The organism is Streptomyces sp. NPDC028305 (genome assembly GCF_055569495.1).
Genome location: NZ_JBVHTN010000001.1, coordinates 1,050,034 through 1,069,497 on the forward strand (window position 1 = coordinate 1,050,034; position 19,464 = coordinate 1,069,497).

At 72.3% G+C, this 19,464-nt stretch carries 19 protein-coding genes; 3 read left to right on the forward strand and 16 right to left on the reverse strand.

Translation table 11 applies throughout. From position 1 onward, the window contains the following. Nucleotides 1-4: 4 nt before the first annotated feature. Nucleotides 5-499, reverse strand: a complete 495-nt coding sequence (locus ACZ4WQ_RS04955) for a MarR family winged helix-turn-helix transcriptional regulator (RefSeq protein WP_311722512.1) — start codon at nt 497-499, stop codon at nt 5-7. Between the two features lie 70 nt (nt 500-569). On the opposite strand from ACZ4WQ_RS04955, the gene ACZ4WQ_RS04960 reads away from it, so the two are divergent. Then, the gene (locus tag ACZ4WQ_RS04960; RefSeq protein ID WP_398369424.1) at nt 570-1,151 is read left to right on the forward strand and encodes a carboxymuconolactone decarboxylase family protein; all 582 of its coding nucleotides are present in this window, start codon (nt 570-572) and stop codon (nt 1,149-1,151) included. Nucleotides 1,152-1,202: 51 nt separating this feature from the next. Here the strand turns inward: ACZ4WQ_RS04960 and ACZ4WQ_RS04965 are convergent, their stop codons facing one another. The 5 genes from ACZ4WQ_RS04965 to leuA all read right to left on the reverse strand — a co-directional run bounded on the left by ACZ4WQ_RS04965 (nt 1,203) and on the right by leuA (nt 8,538). Beyond that, nucleotides 1,203-1,916, reverse strand: a complete 714-nt coding sequence (locus ACZ4WQ_RS04965; protein WP_398369422.1) for a response regulator — start codon at nt 1,914-1,916, stop codon at nt 1,203-1,205. Next, nucleotides 1,913-3,439, reverse strand: a complete 1,527-nt coding sequence (locus tag ACZ4WQ_RS04970) for a sensor histidine kinase (protein WP_468022064.1) — start codon at nt 3,437-3,439, stop codon at nt 1,913-1,915. The genes ACZ4WQ_RS04965 and ACZ4WQ_RS04970 overlap by 4 nt, the downstream gene beginning before the upstream one ends. Continuing rightward, nucleotides 3,436-5,553, reverse strand: coding sequence for an MMPL family transporter (locus tag ACZ4WQ_RS04975; RefSeq protein WP_468022065.1), 2,118 nt, complete (start codon nt 5,551-5,553; stop codon nt 3,436-3,438). The genes ACZ4WQ_RS04970 and ACZ4WQ_RS04975 overlap by 4 nt, the downstream gene beginning before the upstream one ends. A gap of 165 nt (nt 5,554-5,718) precedes the next feature. Next, a complete protein-coding gene (locus ACZ4WQ_RS04980) occupies nt 5,719-6,495 on the reverse strand; it encodes a TerB family tellurite resistance protein (protein WP_468022066.1) in 777 nt (258 codons plus the stop codon). A gap of 258 nt (nt 6,496-6,753) precedes the next feature. Continuing rightward, complete coding sequence (gene leuA, locus ACZ4WQ_RS04985) at nt 6,754-8,538, reverse strand: 2-isopropylmalate synthase (protein WP_468022067.1); 1,785 nt, start codon at nt 8,536-8,538, stop codon at nt 6,754-6,756. 307 nt (nt 8,539-8,845) lie between these two features. On the opposite strand from leuA, the gene ACZ4WQ_RS04990 reads away from it, so the two are divergent. Both ACZ4WQ_RS04990 and ACZ4WQ_RS04995 read left to right on the forward strand, forming a co-directional pair. Continuing rightward, nucleotides 8,846-9,928 carry a M4 family metallopeptidase gene (locus ACZ4WQ_RS04990; RefSeq protein ID WP_361182643.1) on the forward strand — a complete coding sequence of 361 codons (1,083 nt, stop codon included), beginning with the start codon at nt 8,846-8,848 and terminating at the stop codon, nt 9,926-9,928. 107 nt (nt 9,929-10,035) lie between these two features. Then, complete coding sequence (locus ACZ4WQ_RS04995) at nt 10,036-10,302, forward strand: protealysin inhibitor emfourin (RefSeq protein ID WP_311722505.1); 267 nt, start codon at nt 10,036-10,038, stop codon at nt 10,300-10,302. A 269-nt stretch (nt 10,303-10,571) separates the two neighbouring features. Here the strand turns inward: ACZ4WQ_RS04995 and era are convergent, their stop codons facing one another. The 10 genes from era to ACZ4WQ_RS05045 all read right to left on the reverse strand — a co-directional run bounded on the left by era (nt 10,572) and on the right by ACZ4WQ_RS05045 (nt 19,459). After that, on the reverse strand, nt 10,572-11,537 hold the full coding sequence (gene era / locus ACZ4WQ_RS05000; protein ID WP_468022068.1) for a GTPase Era: 966 nt from the start codon (nt 11,535-11,537) through the stop codon (nt 10,572-10,574). Between the two features lie 87 nt (nt 11,538-11,624). After that, nucleotides 11,625-12,620 carry an aldo/keto reductase gene (locus ACZ4WQ_RS05005; RefSeq protein ID WP_468022069.1) on the reverse strand — a complete coding sequence of 332 codons (996 nt, stop codon included), beginning with the start codon at nt 12,618-12,620 and terminating at the stop codon, nt 11,625-11,627. A gap of 159 nt (nt 12,621-12,779) precedes the next feature. Beyond that, on the reverse strand, nt 12,780-13,142 hold the full coding sequence (locus tag ACZ4WQ_RS05010) for a cytidine deaminase (protein WP_311722502.1): 363 nt from the start codon (nt 13,140-13,142) through the stop codon (nt 12,780-12,782). A 30-nt stretch (nt 13,143-13,172) separates the two neighbouring features. Next, nucleotides 13,173-14,486 (reverse strand): hemolysin family protein, encoded by a 1,314-nt coding sequence (locus ACZ4WQ_RS05015; RefSeq protein ID WP_311722501.1) that lies wholly within the window; start codon nt 14,484-14,486, stop codon nt 13,173-13,175. Next, nucleotides 14,483-14,980: an rRNA maturation RNase YbeY gene (gene ybeY, locus ACZ4WQ_RS05020; protein WP_311722500.1), complete on the reverse strand. Its 498-nt coding sequence runs from the start codon at nt 14,978-14,980 to the stop codon at nt 14,483-14,485. The genes ACZ4WQ_RS05015 and ybeY overlap by 4 nt, the downstream gene beginning before the upstream one ends. A gap of 12 nt (nt 14,981-14,992) precedes the next feature. Next, on the reverse strand, nt 14,993-15,994 hold the full coding sequence (locus tag ACZ4WQ_RS05025; RefSeq protein WP_311722499.1) for a PhoH family protein: 1,002 nt from the start codon (nt 15,992-15,994) through the stop codon (nt 14,993-14,995). A 185-nt stretch (nt 15,995-16,179) separates the two neighbouring features. Next, on the reverse strand, nt 16,180-17,310 hold the full coding sequence (locus ACZ4WQ_RS05030; protein ID WP_385341944.1) for a PfkB family carbohydrate kinase: 1,131 nt from the start codon (nt 17,308-17,310) through the stop codon (nt 16,180-16,182). 218 nt (nt 17,311-17,528) lie between these two features. Then, complete coding sequence (locus tag ACZ4WQ_RS05035) at nt 17,529-18,449, reverse strand: ribonuclease Z (RefSeq protein WP_398369408.1); 921 nt, start codon at nt 18,447-18,449, stop codon at nt 17,529-17,531. Between the two features lie 5 nt (nt 18,450-18,454). Then, entirely contained in the window at nt 18,455-18,814 is a 360-nt protein-coding gene (locus ACZ4WQ_RS05040) for a histidine triad nucleotide-binding protein (protein ID WP_311722497.1), read from the reverse strand. Between the two features lie 132 nt (nt 18,815-18,946). Continuing rightward, nucleotides 18,947-19,459, reverse strand: a complete 513-nt coding sequence (locus ACZ4WQ_RS05045; protein WP_311722495.1) for a hypothetical protein — start codon at nt 19,457-19,459, stop codon at nt 18,947-18,949. Nucleotides 19,460-19,464: the final 5 nt, after the last annotated feature.

Below are 19,464 nucleotides of genomic sequence, written 5' to 3' on the forward strand. Positions count from 1 at the left end.
GCGGTCAGGGGCCGAACCACCCGGCCACATCGAGGCGGAAGCCACTGAGGGGCACCATGACGCGCAGGTCGTCCTCCAGGCCGCGCAGCCGCTCGGGGCCGAGCGCCGCGGCCCATTGGGCGCGCAGTTCCTCGAAAACGGCGGCGGACCTGGCCAGCGCGTCCATGCCGTACGGGGTCAGCCGGATCACCTTGCGCCGGGCGTCCGCCGGATCCTCGGCCCGTACGGCGTAACCTACCGCCTCCAGGCGGTCGGCCGTCTTGCCCGCGGCCTGCTTGGAGACGCCGAGCCGCCGCCCCAGCTCGCTGGCGGTGGCGCCGTCGAGGCCGATGGCCTGCATGGCGAAGCCATGGGCGGGGCGGAGGTCCGGATGGCCCTGGCGGGCCAGCTCGGCGTGCAACTGGTCGATGAGGGACCGGAATCCCGCGAACAGCAGTAGAGGCAGCTCATAGCCCGGCGGGTTCCGGGCATCCCGCATGCCCTCAACATCATCAGCCATTGCGAAACTCGACAACCTGGTTTACGTTTTCGACAACCACGTTGTCCATCCTAGACCAGGGGGCTTCGCCATGTCCGCACACCCCTCCACCGCACCCACCCCGTTCGTCGACCACACCCCGGAGTCCGCGCCGACCGCCTCACGCCCGCTCATGGAGGCCACGGCCCGGCGCCTGGGCTACCTCCCGGCGCCAGTCGCGCGGCTGGCCGCCTCACCACAGCTGCTGGACGGCTTCCTGAAGCTCAGCGGACTGTTCGAGACGACGACCCTGGACCCGCTGGCGCGCGAGGTGGTCATCCTCACCATCGCGACCCGCAACGCCTGCCACGTCTGCGTCGCCATGCACACCGGCAAGCTCGCCGCGCTGGGCGCGGACGCCGAACTCACCTCGGCGCTGCGGGAGCGGCGGCCCCTGGCCGACGAACGCCTCGAGGCCGTACGGGTCTTCACGATCGAGGTGCTCGAGCGCACGGGGGCGGTCGGCCCCGACACTCTGAACGCCTTTCTGGCGCACGGATACACCACGCGCAACGCCCTCGAAGTGGTGCTGGGCATCGGCACCTACACCCTGTCGACCCTGGCCAACCGGATGACCGACGCCCCGCTGGACGAACAGCTCGCCCCCTTCGCCTGGCACGAGCACGCGGCCTGAGCCGCCGGTCCGGGTCCGACGGACGGCGGACGGCGGACGGCGGACGACGGATCAGCCCGCCTCGGAGCGGGACGGGGTGACCAGGCCGCACTCGTAGGCCGCGATGACCAGTTGGGCCCGGTCGCGGACCTCCAGCTTGCCCATGATGCGGCTGACATGGGTCTTGGCGGTCAGCGGTGACAGCCCGAGCGCCTCGGCGATCTCCGCGTTGTTCAGGCCACGGGCCACCAGCGTGAGGACCTGACGCTCCCGCTCGGAGAGGGCGCCCAGGCCCGCGGGGGCGAGGGCGTCCGGGGGCGGGGCGGCCGGGAGGCGCAGCACCCGGGCGATGAGGCGGGCGGTCGGGCCGGGCGACAGCAGGGACTCGCCGGCCGCCACGGTTCGTATCGCGTCCAGCAGTTCGGCGGGCCGGGTGTCCTTCACCAGGAACCCGGAGGCGCCCGCGCGCAGCGCGTCGACGACGTACTCATCGGTGTCGTACGTGGTCAGGACGAGGATCCGCACCCCGGCGAGGTCCTCGTCGGCGGCGATGCGGCGGGTCGCCTCGATGCCGTCGAGGTCCGGCATCCGGATGTCCATGACGATCAGGTCGGCGCGCGCGGTGCGGGCGAGCGCGACCGCCTCCCGGCCGGTGCCCGCCTGCCCGACGACCTCCATGTCGCGGGCCGACTCGATCAGCATGGCGAAGGCGGCCCGGACGAGGGTCTGGTCGTCGGCGAGCAGCACCCTGATGGGGGCGTCCGAAGCCGTGCGCGGCGCGCTCATATCGTTCCCTCCGTCGACGGTGAATGAGGCCGCGGGCGGTGCTGCCCGGCCGGGGCGGTGCGCTCCAGCCCGCCCCGGCCGTACGGCAGCGCGGCCGTCACGGCGAAGCCGGGGCCGTCCGGACGCGGTCCCGCGGTCAGGGTGCCCGCCACGCTGCGGGCGCGCTCGCGCATGCCGACGAGGCCGTAGCCCTGCGGACGGCCCGGGCCCTCGGGCCCGGACGGGGACGCGGCGGCGTCCGACGCACCCGCGCCCGCCGGGCCGTCGTCCACGGCCGCGACGCGCAGGCCGCCCGCCCCGTCCGGCCCCAGGGTGAGCCGCACCAGGGTGCCGGGTGCGTGGCGGACGGCGTTGGTCAGGGCCTCCTGGACGATGCGGTACACGGCCGCGCCCACGGCGGGCGACAGCTCGGGTTCGTCCACGTCGACGGTCATGCGCACCCGTACGCCCGCCGCCTCCGCGGCCGCCGCCAGGTCGGCCAGCCCGGCGAGCCCGGGCGGCGGCCCCGTACCGAGCCCCTCGGCCCCGTCAACCCCGTCCGCCGCGCCGCCCTCGCCGCCCTCCCCCGCCCGCAGCACCTGCAAGGTGGCCCGCAGTTCGGTGCGGGCGTCGCGGCAGGTGTCGGAGATGGAGTCGAGCGCCTTGGCCAACGTCTCGCGGTCCAGCCGGCCGGGGTCGGCGATCAGGACATGGGCGGCTACCGAGGTCTGGACGCCGATCAGGGTGATGCTGTGTGCCAGCAGGTCGTGCAGGTCGCGGGCGATCCTCAGCCGCTCCTCCGCGACGCGCCGGGCGGCCTCCTCCTCACGGGTCCGCTCGGCGCGTTCGGCGCGCTCGACGATCGCCGCGACGTACTGGCGGTGGATCCGCACCGCCTCACCGATCAGCACCACCGACAGCACCCAGCCGGAGGTGCGCAGCATGTCCACCGCGCCGTGGGGCCGGCCGCCCCACGACATGACCGTCACCATGATCCCGATCACACAGGTGACGGTGAGCAGGGAGCGCAGCGGCGGGCCCAGGACCGCGAGGGTGTAGAGGGCGGCGAGCCCGGCCGGGACGACGGCGACGTGCTCGTAGTTCAGGGCGTGGTACGGGCCGACCATGAGGACGATCGCCACGGTGACGAGCATCGGGCTGTGCCGGCGCCCGACCAGCGCCAGGGCGCTGCCGATCAGCAGCGCCCATCCGATCGCGTCCAGGCGGCGGTCGCCCGACCCGTGAACGAACAGCGCCAATGCGCACTGCACGGCGAGCGCGGCCACCGCGACCGCGGCGTCGACCCGTCGCCGGGACGCGGCCTCGGCGGGGGTCTCGGCCGCGTCGCGGCGGCGGTGGAGGGCGCGCAGCGCGCGCCCCGGCAGTCGGCGCCTCGGTCCCGGCGCGGCCGGGGCCGGGGCCGTCCGCCGCTCGGGCTCGTGGAGTGTCTGTGGAGGCACGGGTCCATCCTGGCGGGTCGCCCCGGGGAAGTCCCGGCCCGAGCCGGGCGAACCGGCTCGGGCCAGGGTGACCTCGCCGCTCATCTCCGGCCCGCGCCGCGGAAGAGCGCTCCCGGCCACCACACCCGGCGCCCCAGCAGCAGGCTGGCCGAGGTCACCAGGTACGTCCGGACCAGGAAGGTGTCCAGCAGCACGCCGACCGCGACCACGAACCCCATCTCGGCCAGCATCACCAGCGGCAGCGACCCCAGCACCGCGAAGGTGGCGGCCAGCACCATCCCCGCCGAGGCGATCACTCCGCCCGTGGTGCGCAGGGCGGTGAGCGCGGCCTCGGAGACGTCCGCGCCGCGCAGCGACTCCTCCCGCATGCGGTGCATCAGGAAGATCCCGTAGTCGACGCCGAGCGCGACCAGGAAGACGAAGGACAGCAGCGGCAGCCCGGGGTCGATGCCCGCGAAGCCGAAGACCGGCTCGAAGAAGAGGCCGCCGAGGCCCATCGCCGCGCCCCAGACGGCGACCACGGCGACGACCAGGACGAGCGGTGCGACCAGGCTGCGCAGCAGGGCGGCGAGGATCAGCAGCACGGCGAGGAGGACGAGCGGGACGACGACCTCCCGGTCACGGGAGTTGGTGTCCTCCAGGTCGAGTTCCTGGGCGCTGGCCCCGCCGACATGGGCGTCGGCGCCCGCGATCCGGTGGAGATCGCCGCGCAGGGCCTGGATGGTGTGCCGCTCCCCCGCGGACTGCGGAGGCGCCTTGGCGTAGACGTCGATCTCGGTCCATCCGCCGCCGCTGCGGCCGCGCTCGGCCCGCGCGACGCCCTCCGTGCGGCCCGCACGGTCGAGCACTTCACCGGCGCGCTCGCTGCGCGCGAGGACGCTGATCGGCTGGCTGCTGCTCCCGGGGTAGGCGTCGGCCAGGGTCTTCATGGCGACGACGGACTCGGGCCGCTCGGTGAAGGTGTCCTCCTGCTTGAGGTCGCCGGGCAGGGCGAGGACGCCGAGCGCGAGGGCGCCAAGCAGCGCGCCTCCGGCGAGCAGGACGGTGCCGGGCCGGCGCCCCGCCGAACTCCCCATCGCGGCGAACAGTCCGCGCCGGGCGCGCGGTTCACTGCCGTACGCGGGGATCAGCGGCCAGAACACCCGGCGGCCGAGCAGCACCAGAACCGCGGGCAGCAGCGTCAGCATGGCGGCGAGCGCGCACACCACGCCGACCGCGCCGACGGGCCCGAGGCCGCTGCTGCTGTTGAGGTCGGCGGCGAGCAGGCACAGTAGCCCGGCGGCCACGGTGCCGCAGGAGGCGAGCACCGCGGGGCCGCAGCCGCGTACGGCGGCGCGCATGGCGTCGTACGGGAGCCGGTGCCGGCGCAGCTCCTCGCGGTAGCGGGAGACCAGCAGCAGGGCGTAGTCGGTGCCCGCGCCGAAGACGAGGACGGTCATGATCGACGAGCTCATGCTGGTGACGACGAGGTCGATCCCCTGGACCAGGCCGTAGACGACGGCCATCGCCGCCGTCGCGGCGGCGCCGACGACCACCAGCGGCACCAGCCACAGCAGCGGGCTGCGGTAGGTGAGGATCAGCAGCACAGCGACGACGCCGACGGTGGCGAACATCAGGGTGCCGTCGGTCGACGCGAAGACCTCCTGCGAGTCGGCGCTCAGCGCGCCCGCGCCACCGACCTGGACGCTCAGGCCCTCGGGGTGGCGGGCGAGTTCGGCGCGTACGTCCTTGACTGCGTCGGCGCGCTCCGTCTCGTCCGTCAGCCCGGTCAGCGCCATCGGGTACATCACGGTGGCGCGGTCCCGGGACGGGATGGCCCGCGGGGGCCGGTCCGCGACGGTCTCATGGCGGGCGACGACCCGGGCGACCTGTGCGTCGGCCGCCTCGCGGTCGGCGGCGGTCAGCCCGCCGTCCCGCTGGTAGACGAGGACGAGGTCGGTGGTGTCGCCGCCGGGCAGCGCCGTCTGGAGTTTCGCGACCTGGGTGGAGTCGGCGCTCGCCGGCAGGTAGTCGACGGCCGTGTCGCGCTTGACGTCGCCTAGCTTGCCCGCGAAGGGCACGGCGGCCAGGAGCACCAGGACCCATACGGCGACGACCGCCCACGGCAGGAGGCGGCGGCCGCCCGCGGCGCGGGCGGGCTCGTCCGGTCCCTCCGGTTTTCGTGGCGCGGTCCTATGCGTCGGCTGTGTGGTGTGCATGCCCTCCAGGCTCCCGGCGCCGGGCGGGCGAATCGTCGCGCCGGCGAGGGAGATGGCGGCTACTGCGCCGGGTGCGGTACGGGCCGGATTACTCCCGGGGTAGTAACGCCTCGGCCCGGCACGGATCAGAGCCCATCGGAGCGGACCGGACCGGACCGGCGCCGATCAGAAGGGCGCGCGGATCGCGGCCATCAGCCGGGCCGTGTCGTCGGGGCAGATCATCAGCGCCCGGCCCACGGTCTCCAGCACGGCGCGCTCCGCCGGCCGGTACGGGCCGTCGGCCACCGCGATCCGGGCGCCCTGGAGCAGGATCGACTCCCGCCCCGTCGGCGCCAGGTGGGGGGCCAGCGGTTCCAGGGCCTCATGGAGCTCGATGGCCAGCGCGGTGCCGCACGGGTCGAGGCCGTCCCGCCCGATGTCCCGCCCGCCCTGGAGGGCGGCTCCGGCGGCTCCTGCGGCTCCGGCGACCTCGGCGTCGTACGCGGCGGCGCCGGGCAGCCGCCCGGTGTCGGCGGCGAGCGCCTCGATGAGCTCCAGCAGCTGCTCCTCGCCGCAGTCGGTGAACCCCGCCGCCCGCACCGCGCCGACCGCGGCCTGCCGCACCGCGGGCGAGTCGGTGCCGCCCGCGGCGAGCACCGCGAGGGCCACGGTGTGCACGGCGTCGCGCAGCATCGCGGAGAAGCGGGTGGTGGTGGGGTGGTCCAGCACTTCGGTGCCGAAGCGGCAGCCGCAGGCGGCGCACTCGACGACCGGGGCGACCGGGCCGCGCGGCAGGACCGGGAGGCCGAGGACGACGATACGGCGGCGGCCGGTGCGGCGGCGGTAATTACGGTCGCCTCCGCAGTCGGGACAGAAGAACTCGCCGTCGCCCACCGTCCGCCATAGGGTGCGGACGCCTATCACACACAGATCCCGTCCGCGTCGGGCTTGCGCGTGCACCACGTCACACCTCCATAACGCTTCGGCCACATTGCCGCGCTGACGTGATGCTAGCCACATCAATGATGCCGCGTCAGTACCCCGAACGGAGACAACAGGCCAAAGACGAGGCCCCGCCCGCCGTACGCGGCGGGCGGGGCCCGTGTGGGTGAAGCCGTTTTCTGGTGTCTTACGCGGTTGACGCGGCCGATTCCCGGGGCCGGGCCGCCGACTTTCGGAGCCCGGCGAACGGCGCCCGGGGCGCGGCGGCCCGCGCCGGGGTCAGCGGCGGGCCCGGTTGACCGCGGAGACGACCGCCTTCAGGGAGGCTCGCACGATGTTGGCGTCGACGCCGACACCCCACAGCACCCTGCCGTCGATCGCGCACTCGATGTACGCGGCGGCCTGTGCGCCCGCGCCCTCGCTGAGCGTGTGCTCGGAGTAGTCCAGCAGCCGTACGTCCACGTCAATGGAGGCCAGCGCGTCGAAGAAGGCGGCCAGCGGGCCGTTGCCGGAGCCGGTCAGCACGGTCTCGGCGCCGTCCACGACGGCCTCGACGGTGAGCGCGTCGGTGCCCTCGCTCGTGGTCGAGGTCTGCGCGGTGCGCAGCGCGATCCGACCCCACCGGTTGTCGTCGGTGGGCAGATACTCGTCCTGGAAGACCGACCAGATCTGGGCCGGGGTGACCTCGCCGCCCTCGGCGTCGGTCTTGGCCTGAATAATCTTCGAGAACTCGATCTGCATCCGGCGCGGCAGGTCCAGCTTGTGGTCGTTCTTCAGGACATAGGCGATGCCGCCCTTGCCGGACTGCGAGTTGACGCGGATGACCGCCTCGTACGAGCGGCCGACATCCTTGGGGTCGATCGGCAGATACGGGACCGCCCACTCGATCTCGTCGACCGTCCTGCCCTGCTCGGCCGCGCTCGCCTCCATCGCCTCGAACCCCTTCTTGATGGCGTCCTGATGGGAGCCGGAGAAGGCGGTGTAGACCAGATCGCCCGCGTAAGGGTGGCGCGGGTGGACCTCCATCTGGTTGCAGTACTCGGCGGTCCGACGGATCTCGTCGATCTGCGAGAAGTCGATCTGCGGGTCGACGCCCTGGGAGAAGAGGTTCATGCCCAGCGTCACCAGGTCCACGTTGCCGGTGCGCTCGCCCTGCCCGAACAGACAGCCCTCGATGCGGTCCGCGCCCGCCATGATCGCCAGCTCGGCGGCGGCGACGGCGGTGCCGCGGTCGTTGTGCGGGTGGACGGACAGGCAGATGTGCTCGCGCCGGGACAGATGGCGCGACATCCACTCGAAGCGGTCCGCGTGCGTGGAGGGGGTGGACCGCTCGACGGTGGCGGGCAGATTGAGGATGATCTCCCGGCCGGCCTCGGGCTGCCAGACGTCCATGACGCCCTCGCAGACCTCCAGCGCGAAGTCCAGCTCGGTGTCGGTGAAGATCTCCGGGCTGTACTGGTAGCCGAAGACGGTCTCGTCGCCCAGGATCTTGTCGGCGTACTCCATCACCAGCCGGGTGCCGTCCACCGCGATCTGCTTGACCTGCTCACGGGAGCCCCGGAAGACGACCCGGCGGAAGACCGGGGCCGTGGCGTTGTACATGTGGACGGTCGCCCTGTGGGCGCCGCGCAGGGACTCCACGGTGCGCTCGATCAGCTCCTCGCGCGCCTGGGTCAGGACGGAGATCGTCACGTCCTCGGGGATCGCGCCCTCTTCGATGATCGACCGTACGAAGTCGAAGTCGGTCTGCCCCGAGGAGGGGAAGCCGACCTCGATCTCCTTGTAGCCCATGCGTACCAGCAGGTCGAACATCTCGCGCTTGCGGGCCGGCGACATCGGGTCGATCAGCGCCTGGTTGCCGTCGCGCAGATCGGTGGACAGCCAGCGGGGGGCGGCGGTGATGCGCTTGTCCGGCCAGGTGCGGTCGGGGATGTCCACGGCCTCGTACTGGCCGTACTTGTGGATCGGCATCCCGGACGGACGCTGGGTGACGCTCGCGGCGGTGATCGGCGTACGGCGGCCCACAGGGCTCTGGGCGTTCGCGGAATGATCAGACGTGCTCATGATGCGTAGGGCTCCTCGTATGTCCGCTGGGCGGCCGACGAGGCGTATGCACTGCAACGCCGAACTCCGCGGGGAGGGGGTCGGCCTACGACTACAGGCCCTCGCCGCGGCAGCTAAGAAGAAGCAGCCCGAAACGCATGATGCCTAGAAGCGTAACCGAGAGCCGAGGGACCGGCCGACCCGTATCACTATCCGGGATGACGCATCCGCCGCTCTCATCCTGCGCGAATGGCCGTCAACCACTCGATTTCAGGAATCGCGACGTCAAGGCGTGACAACCGATGTACAGAGTGCCACATTGCGTCGTATGGACGCCAACGCGAACAACCGCCCTGTTTTCTGCACCATCGTGCCACCGCATGTCCTCGACAAACTGGCCCGCGCCGAGGACCCCGCGCTGGCCGAGCCCGCCCGCCGCACCCTGGAGCGCGACGCCCTGGAGCGCACCCGCCGCCGGATCACCACCGTCCGCGGCGCCGCCGCCCCCACCGGGGCCCCCTCCGACAAGCCCAAGCGCACCATCTTCGACGCCGAGCACCAGGAGACCCTGCCGGGGAAGAAGGTGCGGGCCGAGGGCGCCCCGGCCACCAGCGACGACACCGTGACCCGCGCGTACGACGGTCTCGGCGCGACCTTCGAGATGTACCTCAAGGCGTACAACAGGCGTTCCATCGACGACTCAGGGCTGCCGCTGAAGGCCACCGTCCACTACGGCGAGGACTACGGCAACGCCTTCTGGAACGGCGAACAGATGGTGTTCGGCGACGGCGACGGCGAGATCTTCAAGGACTTCACCATCCCCATCGACGTGACGGCCCACGAGCTCACCCACGGCGTCACGCAGTACACGGCCAACCTGGAGTACTTCGGCCAGTCCGGCGCGCTGAACGAGTCCATGTCGGATGTCTTCGGCTCGCTCACCAAGCAGTTCGCGCTCGGCCAGACCGCCGAGCAGGCCGACTGGCTGATCGGCGCCGGACTGCTGGCGGACCGCGTCACCGGGGTCGCGCTGCGCTCCATGAAGGCCCCCGGCACGGCGTACGACGACGATGTCCTCGGCAAGGACCCGCAGCCGGCGACGATGGAGCACTACGTCCGCACCTCGCGCGACAACGGCGGGGTGCACATCAACTCCGGCATCCCCAACCACGCCTTCTACCTCGTCGCCCGGGCCCTCGGCGGCCACGCCTGGGAGCGGGCCGGGAAGATCTGGTACGCCACCCTGACCGGCGGCGAGCTCGCCGCCGACGCGGACTTCGCCGCCTTCGCCCAGCTGACCGTGGCGACCGCGCAGACCCTGTACGGCGACGGCGAGGAGCAGCGGGCGGTGCTGGACTCCTGGGCCAAGGTGGGCATCACCGACCTGCGGGCCCGCGTGGGCGCGCGCTGAGGGGCCCGCCGCAGGCATCAAGATCCGCCGGAGGCCGTACGGACGGATCTTTGGTGGATCTTCGCGCCTGCGGGCGGCGTGGGGCCGCACCGGGTACTGATGGATCCATGCGCATTTCCGTCATCCGCACCGGCGGGTTCGCCGGGATCGAGCGCCGGGCCGAGCTGGACACCGCCGGCCGGCCCGACGCCAAGCACCTGGAGGCCCTGGCCCACCAGGCCGTCGAGAGCGGGCACCTCGCGGCCCCGCGCGGCGTCCCGGACGGCTTCCACTACGAGATCGCGGTGGACGGCCGGACCGTCCACTGCGCCGACCCGCACCTGAGCGACGCCCAGCGCGAGCTGGTGCGCACGGTGCTCAAGGAGGGCGCGTAGCGCGTCCTCCCGGTCTGAACCCCAGCTTGCGCAGCTGCTTCGGGGCCCCTTCTGTCTGCCGCCCTCGCACCGCTCGGCCCCAGGGGGCCTCCCGGGCTTCGGACGACTGCGCCGGCCTCCGACCGGCGGTGACCAGTGCGGTCAGAACCCCAGCTTCCGCAGCTGCTTCGCGGCCCCTCCTGTCTGCCGCCCTCGCACCGCTCGGCCCCAGGGGGCCTCCCGGGCTTCGGACAGCTGCGCCGGCCTCCGACCGGCGGTGACCAGTGCGGTCAGAACCCCAGCTTGCGCAGCTGCTTCGGGTCCCGCTGCCAGTCCTTGGCCACCTTCACATGCAGGTCCAGGAAGACCGGCGTGCCCAGGAGCGCCTCGATGTGCTTGCGGGACTTCGTCCCGACCTCCTTCAGGCGCTTGCCCTTGGGGCCGATGATGATGCCCTTCTGGCTGGGGCGCTCGATGTAAAGGTTGGCGTGGATGTCGAGGAGGGGCCGGTCCGCGGGGCGGTCCTCGCGGGGCAGCATCTCCTCGACCACCACGGCGATGGAGTGCGGCAGCTCGTCCCGTACGCCCTCCAGCGCCGCCTCGCGGATCAGCTCGGCGACCATGACCTGCTCGGGCTCGTCCGTGAGGTCGCCCTCGGGGTAGAGGGCCGGGCTCTCGGGGAGCAGCGGCACGAGCAGGTCCGCCAGCAGGCCGACCTGGTTGCCGCCCGTGGCGGAGACCGGGACGATCTCGGCCCACTCGAAGCCCAGCTCCTTGCCGAGCCGGTCGATGGCGATCAGCTGCTCGGCGAGGCGCTGGGAGTCGACCAGGTCGGTCTTGGTGACGATGGCGACCTTGGGGGTCTTCTTGATCCCGGCCAGCTCGCCCGCGATGAAGCGGTCACCGGGGCCGATCTTCTGGTCGGCGGGCAGACAGAAGCCGATGACGTCGACCTCGGCCCAGGTGGTCCGGACGACGTCGTTCAAGCGCTCGCCGAGCAGGGTGCGTGGCTTGTGCAGGCCCGGGGTGTCGACGAGCACCAGCTGGGCGTCGGGGCGGTGCACGATGCCGCGGACGGTGTGGCGGGTGGTCTGCGGGCGGTTGGAGGTGATCGCGACCTTCGTCCCCACCAGTGCGTTGGTCAGGGTCGACTTGCCCGCGTTGGGGCGGCCGACGAAGCAGGCGAAGCCCGCGCGGTGCGGGGTGCCCTGCGGCTCGGGCTGGGAGGGGGACGTAGCGGCACTCATGGCGCCCATTGTCCCCGATGCCCCGGCCCCCGCGGACCAGACGGTTCAGCGGACCAGACGGCTCAGCCGGGCAGACGGTTCAGCCGGGCAGACGGTTCAGCCGAGCAGGGTGCCGGTGCCCTCGGGGGCGAAGGCGGCCAGGGCCTCGGCGATCCGGGCGAGGGTGGCGGGGGTGAGCTCGGCGCGGGCGGCGGCGAGGTTCTCCGCGATGTGGGCCGGGGTGCGGCTGCCCGGGATCGGCACGACGTGCTCGTACTGGTGCAGCAGCCAGGCCAGCGCCAGCTGCCCCGGGGTCAGGCCGAGGTCGGCCGCGATGGCGCGCAGCGGCGCGTAGCGGTCGTTGTTCGCCTGGAGGTTGCCCTCGTGGTAGCGCGGGATGAAGCGGCGGAAGTCGTCGGCGGGGATGTCCTGGACCGTGCCGGTGAGGAAGCCCCTGCCGAGCGGGGACCAGGCCACGATGCCCACGCCCAGCTCGCGGGCGGTGGCCAGCAGTTCGGCGTCTACGGGAGTCCACATCGACCACTGGGCCTGCACGGCGGCGACCGGGTGGACGGCGTGGGCGCGGGCGAGCTGCTCGGCGGTGACGTTGGACAGCCCCAGGTGGCGGACCAGGCCGTCGGAGATCAGCTCGGCGACCGCGCCGACGGTGTCCTCGATCGGGACGGTGGGGTCGGGGAAGTGCGGGTAGTAGAGGTCGATCCGGTCGGTGCCGAGGGTGCGCAGGGAGGTCTCGGCGTAGCGGCGGACGTGGCGGGGCTCGGCGTTCACGGCCAGCTCGCCGTAGGTGTAGTTGACGGGGAAGGCATGCCCCTCGACGCCCTCCGGGCGGCGGAAGCCGAACTTGGTGGCGATGGTGACCTCGTCGCGGCGGCCCCGGACGGCCCGGCCGACGAGGCTCTCGTTGTGGCCGTCCGCGCCGTAGCCGTCGGAGGTGTCGATGTGGGTCGCGCCCTCGTCGAGGGCGGAGCGCAGGGCGGTCAGCGCGCGGTCGTCGTCGATCTCCCCGTACACGCCGGGGGACAGCACCATGGCGCCGTAGCCGATGGCGGTGGTCTTCAGGTCGCCGAGGGTGCGGGTGGGAAGGGCGGTCATGAGCTTGGGCTCCTCGGAGCTGGGACGGGGCCGGGGGCGTTCCCCCGGCCTGTTCTCAGCCTTCCGCCCGGACCCGGTACGCGTCCAAGATCTGTCGTCATAGCCGACGGCTATGAGGGCCTGACCTCTATGTATGGGCCGCTCAGATGTATGGGCCGCTCAGACCTGGACCGTGGTGCGCAGCCCGCCGTCGGGGCCCGCCAGCAGCACCGGGGTGCCCTCCCCGCCCAGGTCGCGTACGGCCGCGAGGTCCTCGTCCGGGAGGGCCTCCGCGTCGGTCACCACGGCCGCGGCCTCCAGGGACTTCGCCCCGCTGGCGACCGCCATGGCGACGGCGGTCCGCAGCGCGCTCAGCGGGAGCGAGGGGAGGGCGACGGTGCCGGCGACATACGTACGGCCCGTCTCGTCGCGTACGGCGGCGCCCTCCGGGACGCCGTTGCGGGCCCGCGCGGAGCGGGCGAGGGTGACGATCTTGCGGTCTTCGGGGTCCAGGGGTGCGGCTTCGCTCATGCGGACGAGCATAGGCGGCACGGTCCGGCGAGGGCCGGGGCCTCAGTCCTCCGGCTCGGTCTCCGTCGTGGCGCGGACCGGCTCGACCAGGACCGTGACGATCCGGTTGCGCCGGCCGGCCGTGGATTCCGCGGTCAGCCGCAGCGACTTGAGGTCGGAGTCCGGGCCGCCGTCCTCCACCGCGACCTCCGCCGTGGCGCCCGCGATCGGCACCCGCCCCAGCGACTTGGCCAGCAGCCCGCCGACGGTCTCCACGTCCTCGTCGTCCAGGTCCGTGCCGTACAGCTCGCCGAGGTCGTCCAGGCCGAGCCGGGCGGTGACGCGGTGGGTGCCGTCGCCCAGGTCCTGGACCGGCGGGAGCTCACGGTCGTACTCGTCGGTGATCTCGCCGACGATCTCCTCGAGGATGTCCTCGATGGTGACGATCCCGGCCGTGCCGCCGTACTCGTCGACCACGACCGCGACGTGGTTGCGCTCCTGCTGCATCTCGCGCAGCAGGTCGCCCGCGTTCTTGGTGTCGGGCACGAAGGCGGCGGGCCGCATGGCGGTGGAGACCAGCTCGGACTCGGCCTCCCGGTTGATGTGCGTCTTGCGGGCCAGGTCCTTGAGGTAGACGATCCCGACGATGTCGTCCTCGTTCTCCCCGGTGACCGGGATCCGGGAGAAGCCGGAGCGCAGCGCGAGGGTCAGGGCCTGGCGGATGGTCTTGAACCGCTCGATGACCACCAGGTCGGTGCGCGGCACCATCACCTCGCGCACCAGGGTGTCGCCGAGCTCGAAGACGGAGTGCACCATGCGCCGCTCGTCGTCCTCGATCAGCGACTCCTTCTCCGCGAGGTCCACCAGGGCGCGCAGCTCGGCCTCGGAGGCGAACGGGCCCTTGCGGAAGCCCTTGCCGGGGGTGAGGGCGTTACCGATGAGGATCAGCAAGGGCGGGATGGGGCCCATGACCCGGGCCAGGGGCAGCAGCACATAGGCGGCGGCGGTCGCGGTGTTCAGCGGGTGCTGGGCGCCGATGGTGCGCGGCGAGACGCCGACGGCCACATACGAGACGAGGACCATCACGCCGATCGCAATGGTCAGCGCCTTCCAGGTCTCGTCGAACTCGCGCAGACAGGCGTAGGTGACGAACGCGCCGGCCGCCATCTCGCAGGCGACCCGCACCAGCAGCGCGACGTTCAGATAGCGGGTGGGGTCCTCGGCGACCTGCATCAGCCTGGCGCTGCCGCGCCGCCCGGCCCGCACGGCCTCCTCGGCGCGGAAGCGGGTGGTGCGGGCCAGGCCGGCCTCGGCGCAGGCCGCCAGCCAGGCGACCACCACCAGCAGGACGGCGGCTGTGATCAGTCGGCCGGTCATCGGGTCGTGGGGGCCGGGGAGGGGCCGGTCATGCCGCGCTCGGCGCGCCAGCCGTCGACGATGGCGGCCTGGAGGCCGAACATCTCGGCACGCTCGTCCGGCTCCTCGTGGTCGTAGCCGAGGAGGTGGAGGACGCCGTGGACGGTGAGGAGCTGGAGCTCCTCGTCCATCGAGTGTCCGGTCGGCGCCTCCTCCCCCTGCTTCTTGGCGACCTCGGGGCAGAGCACGATGTCCCCGAGGAGGCCCTGCGGGGGCTCCTCGTCGTCCTTCGCGGGCGGGCGCAGCTCGTCCATGGGGAAGGACATGACATCGGTGGGCCCCGGCAGGTCCATCCACTGGATGTGGAGCTGCTCCATGGCGTCGGCGTCGACGACGATCACCGAGAGCTCGGAGAGCGGGTGGATACGCATCCGGGCCAGGGCGTAACGGGCGACGTCCAGCACCGCGCGCTCGTCGATCTCCGTGCCGGATTCGTTGTTGACGTCGATCGCCATAAGAGTGTTGTTTTACTTTCCGTTCCGGCTGTCGTACAACTCGTACGCGTCGACAATACGGCCGACCAGCCTGTGGCGGACCACATCGGTGCTGGTGAGCCGGGAGAAGTGGACGTCCTCGACGCCCTCCAGGATCTCCTGCACCTGGCGCAGACCACTCTTGGTCCCGTTGGGGAGGTCGACCTGGGTGACATCACCCGTGATCACGATCTTGGAGTCGAAGCCGAGCCGGGTGAGGAACATCTTCATCTGCTCGGGGTTCGTGTTCTGTGCCTCGTCCAGAATGATGAACGCGTCATTGAGCGTGCGGCCGCGCATATACGCCAGCGGCGCGACCTCGATCGTGCCCGCGGCCATCAGGCGCGGGATGGAGTCGGGGTCGAGCATGTCGTGCAGCGCGTCGTACAGCGGGCGCAGATACGGGTCGATCTTCTCGTAGAGCGTGCCCGGCAGGAAGCCGAGCCGCTCGCCCGCCTCGACCGCCGGCCGGGTCAGGATGATCCGGGTGACCTGCTTGGACTGCAGGGCCTGGACCGCCTTGGCCATGGCCAGATAGGTCTTGCCGGTACCGGCCGGGCCGATGCCGAACACGACGGTGTGCTTGTCGATGGCGTCGACGTAGCGCTTCTGGTTGAGGGTCTTGGGGCGGATGGTGCGGCCGCGGTTGGAGAGGATGTTCTGCGTGAGCACCTCGGCGGGGGACTCCACGCCGGTCTCGCCGTTCTCCGCGGAGCGCAGCATGGCGATCGAGCGCTCCACCGCGTCCTCTGTCATCGGTTGACCGGTGCGGAGCACCAGCATCATCTCGTCGAACAGACGCTGGATGAGGGCGACTTCCGCGGGGTCCCCGGTCGCGCTGACCTCATTGCCCCGCACATGGATGTCGGTCTCCGGGAAGGCCTTCTCGATGACGCGCAGCAGCGAATCGCCCGATCCCAGCACCATGACCATCGGGTGCTTGGTCGGGACCTTGAACTGCGCATGCGCCTGGCGTGCTGTGGTTGGTTGCGTCATGGGCCGGCTCTGAGGCCTGCTCCTACCTCCTCTTGCGGGGTTCTCGTTGCTCGACAACCTCGAGTACAAGGGTACGACGGAGCACCGACAAGACCCGAGCCCTTTTACCGGGCTGCTTTGCCGGAGGTGGCGGAGGTGTCGGCGGCGGCGGCGGTGGCCGGGGTGGCGGAGGTGCCGGATGTGGTTCACGCCTGCCGGAAGCCGATCGTGGGCACCGCCCGGCGCAGCGGCCAGGGGCGGGCGGCCGCCGGGAGGATCCGGTCCAGGAAGGCGTACCGGCGCAGCGCGGAGGGGTTCTGGTCGTCGTACGACTTGGCGTGCTGCCACCAGGCGGCGATCTCCACCCAGCCGGGCGCCGACAGGGAGCCGCCGAACTCCTGCACGGACAGCGCGGCGCTCAGCCCCGCGAAGGCCAGCCGGTCGGCGAGCGGCCACTGGGCGAGGGTGCCGGTGACGAAGCCCGCGACGAACACATCACCCGCCCCGGTCGGGTCCAGGGCCTCCACGGCGATCGCGGGCACTTCGGCGGTCTCGCCGGTGCGCCCGTCCACCGCGTACGCCCCCTCGGCGCCCAGGGTGACCACCGCGAGCGGCACCCTGTCGGCGAGCGCGCGGGCGGCGGCGCGGGGGCACTCGGTGCGGGTGTACCGCATCGCCTCGGCCGCGTTGGGCAGGAACGCCTCGCAGTGCTCGAGATCGGCGAGGTCGGCCGGGTCCCAGCGGCCGGTGTCGTCCCAGCCGACGTCCGCGAAGACCATGCTGCCGTGGCCGACGGCCTGGGTGACCCACTCCTCGCGGCTCCCCGGGACCAGGGAGGCGATCGCGGCGCGGGCCGGGGGCGGGCAGCTGGGAGCGGGCTCCTCGGGCGGCGGCGCCTCATGGCCGTGGGAGACCATGGTGCGCTCGCCCTCGTAGGCCATGGACACGGTCACCGGGGAGTGCCAGCCGCGCACCGTACGGGACAGCGACAGGTCGATGCCCTCGCCGCGGTCCAGGGCGTCGCGGCAGTAGTCCCCGTACATGTCGTCGCCGAAGGCGGCGGCGAGGGACGTGCGCAGGCCCAGGCGGGCCAGCGCGGTGGCCATGTTGGCCACCCCGCCGGGACTGGAGCCCATGCCGCGCGCCCAGGACTCGGTGCCGCGCACGGGGGCGGAGTCCAGGCCGGTGAAGATGATGTCCAGGAAGACCGAGCCGGTGAGATAGACGTCACAGCCGGGGTCGCCGGGTCTGCGGACGGCCTCGAGCGGGTCGAGCAGCGGGTACTCGGCCGGGTACTGGTACTCCGCCGCGAGCGGTTGGCCGTGGTCTGTGGTCACCGTGGGCTCCCAGATCGGACCGGCCTCGTCGCCGGTCCCGTTCGGTCGATCTCGTTCAGTGAATCTCGTGGATCTCGTTCAGCGAATGCCACCGCATGGTGTGGCGAATGCGGATGAATGCGGCCGCCGGATGCGACTGCGGCCAGTGTGCACGATGGCACCGACAGCGGGGCCGTACCGCCGACCGGCCGGCCCCCTGAGCGGCCGGCCCCGAGCGCTCAGCGCCGCTTGGGCACCGCCACGCTCATCAGGTCCTGCGCCACCGTGAGCTCCCCCGCGAAGCCCGCCGCCCGCGCCTGGCGCTCGAAGTCGGTGGGGTCGCCGTACCGCTGCGAGAAGTGGGTCAGCACCAGGTGCCGCACCCCCGCCTCCGCGGCCAGCCGCGCCGCCTGCCCCGCCGTGAGATGCCCGTGCTCGACCGCCAGCGGCTCGTCCTCGTCCAGAAAGGTGGACTCGATGACCAGCAGGTCACAGCCCTGCGCCAGGGCATGGGCGCCCTCGCACAGCCGGGTGTCCATGACGAAGGCGAAGCGCTGCCCGCGCCGCACCTCGCTGACCTCCTCCAGCGTGACCGTGTGCCCCTCCCGCTCCAGCGCCCCCTCCTGCTGGAGCCGGCCGACCTCCGGCCCGCGGATGCCGTGCGCCGCGAGCCGCTCGGGCAGCATGCGGCGGCCGTCGGGCTCGGTCAGGCGATAGCCGTAGGACTCGACCGGGTGGGAGAGCCTGCGCGCCTCCAGCGTGTACCCGGCGGTCCGCGCCAGGACCCCGCCCTCGCCGCTGATCGGCGCCTCGGCCAGCGGTACGGTCTCGCGGTACGCGGTCGCGTAGCGCAGCCGCTCGAAGAAGCGCTGCCCGCTCGCCGGATAGTGCGCGGTCACCGGGTGCGGCACCCGGTCCAGGTTGATCCGCTGGATCACCCCGGCCAGGCCCAGCGAGTGGTCCCCGTGGAAGTGCGTGACACAGATCCGGTCGATGTCGTGGGCCGCGACCCCCGCCCGCAGCATCTGGCGCTGGGTGCCCTCGCCCGGGTCGAAGAGCAGGCCCTCGCCGTCCCAGCGCAGCAGATAGCCGTTGTGGTTGCGGTGTCGGGTCGGCACCTGGCTCGCGGTGCCCAGGACGACCAGTTCACGTACGGACAACGGGTCTACCCGGGGGGCCAGTTGAAGCCGCGGCCGCCCAGGACGTGGGCGTGCGCGTGGAAGACGGTCTGGCCCGCGCCCGAACCGGTGTTGAAGATGACGCGGAAGCCCGTGCCGTCGATCTCCTCGTCGGCGGCCACCGTGCCCGCCTCGCGCAGTATGTCGGCGGCGATCTGCGGCTCGGCGACCGCGAGGGAGGCGGCGTCCGGGTAGTGGACCTTGGGGATCACCAGGACGTGGGTCGGCGCCTGGGGGTTGATGTCCCGGAAGGCGAGGGTCGTGTCGGTCTCGCGGACGACGGTCGCCGGCACCTCTTTAGAGACGATTTTGCAGAACAGGCAGTCGGCCTGCGGTTCTCCCGCCACCGGTGGCTCCTTACGCGTCGTCGGCCGGTACGGCACCGGATGCTACCGGCAGGCCCGGAGGCCGCGCGCCGGAACCGCGTGGTGGTCTCACACCACCCGCCGAGAGCGTGCGTCACCGACCACCGGCTCCCGCTACTTGCCGCTGGTCTCCGTGCCCTTCGTGCCGTCCGTGCCCTCCGTGGTCCGCTTGTCCCACGGGTGGGTGGTGCTCCGGGACGGCCTGGGATGCCCCGTCTTCCGCGCGTTGCAGTCGCCGATCACATTCGCCTGGAAGACCTGGTGGCCGTCCACCTTGGCGGTCAGGTCGCCCCGTACGCAGATGTTCTTGCGCTCGTAGGTGACGGTGCCGGTGACCCGGATCGCGCGGTCGTCGTTGGTCCTGCCCCGGCAGTCCACGGATGCCTTCGCGTCCCTCGACGGGCCGGAGGTGTGCTTGCCCTTCACATCCGCGTTGCAGGTCATCCAGCGCACGTCGATGCCGCCCTTCTCGAGCGCGCGCGTGCTGACCCGGTCCGTGGTGAACGCCACGCCGATGGAGTTGAGTCCGGAGTCGTTCCTGGGCTCGCACGCCGCCAGGGCGCCGATCGCCAGGGCCACCGCCACCACCGCGAAGAGCCCGTTCCTTTGATGCCTCAATGCCCCCATACAGA

Bases quoted from the DNA above. Each gene is read 5' to 3' on its own strand.
- ACZ4WQ_RS04995 (WP_311722505.1), top strand. From the start codon at position 10,036: ATGCGCATTTCCGTCATCCGCACCGGCGGGTTCGCCGGGATCGAGCGC.
- ACZ4WQ_RS05005 (WP_468022069.1), bottom strand. From the start codon at position 12,620: ATGACCGCCCTTCCCACCCGCACCCTCGGCGACCTGAAGACCACCGCC.
- era (WP_468022068.1), bottom strand. From the start codon at position 11,537: ATGGGCGCCATGAGTGCCGCTACGTCCCCCTCCCAGCCCGAGCCGCAG.
- ACZ4WQ_RS04960 (WP_398369424.1), top strand. From the start codon at position 570: ATGTCCGCACACCCCTCCACCGCACCCACCCCGTTCGTCGACCACACC.
- ACZ4WQ_RS04965 (WP_398369422.1), bottom strand. From the start codon at position 1,916: ATGAGCGCGCCGCGCACGGCTTCGGACGCCCCCATCAGGGTGCTGCTC.
- ybeY (WP_311722500.1), bottom strand. From the start codon at position 14,980: ATGGCGATCGACGTCAACAACGAATCCGGCACGGAGATCGACGAGCGC.
- ACZ4WQ_RS05015 (WP_311722501.1), bottom strand. From the start codon at position 14,486: ATGACCGGCCGACTGATCACAGCCGCCGTCCTGCTGGTGGTGGTCGCC.
- ACZ4WQ_RS04970 (WP_468022064.1), bottom strand. From the start codon at position 3,439: ATGAGCGGCGAGGTCACCCTGGCCCGAGCCGGTTCGCCCGGCTCGGGC.
- ACZ4WQ_RS04990 (WP_361182643.1), top strand. From the start codon at position 8,846: ATGGACGCCAACGCGAACAACCGCCCTGTTTTCTGCACCATCGTGCCA.
- leuA (WP_468022067.1), bottom strand. From the start codon at position 8,538: ATGAGCACGTCTGATCATTCCGCGAACGCCCAGAGCCCTGTGGGCCGC.
- ACZ4WQ_RS05010 (WP_311722502.1), bottom strand. From the start codon at position 13,142: ATGCTCGTCCGCATGAGCGAAGCCGCACCCCTGGACCCCGAAGACCGC.
- ACZ4WQ_RS04955 (WP_311722512.1), bottom strand. From the start codon at position 499: ATGGCTGATGATGTTGAGGGCATGCGGGATGCCCGGAACCCGCCGGGC.
- ACZ4WQ_RS04975 (WP_468022065.1), bottom strand. From the start codon at position 5,553: ATGCACACCACACAGCCGACGCATAGGACCGCGCCACGAAAACCGGAG.
- ACZ4WQ_RS05045 (WP_311722495.1), bottom strand. From the start codon at position 19,459: ATGGGGGCATTGAGGCATCAAAGGAACGGGCTCTTCGCGGTGGTGGCG.
- ACZ4WQ_RS05025 (WP_311722499.1), bottom strand. From the start codon at position 15,994: ATGACGCAACCAACCACAGCACGCCAGGCGCATGCGCAGTTCAAGGTC.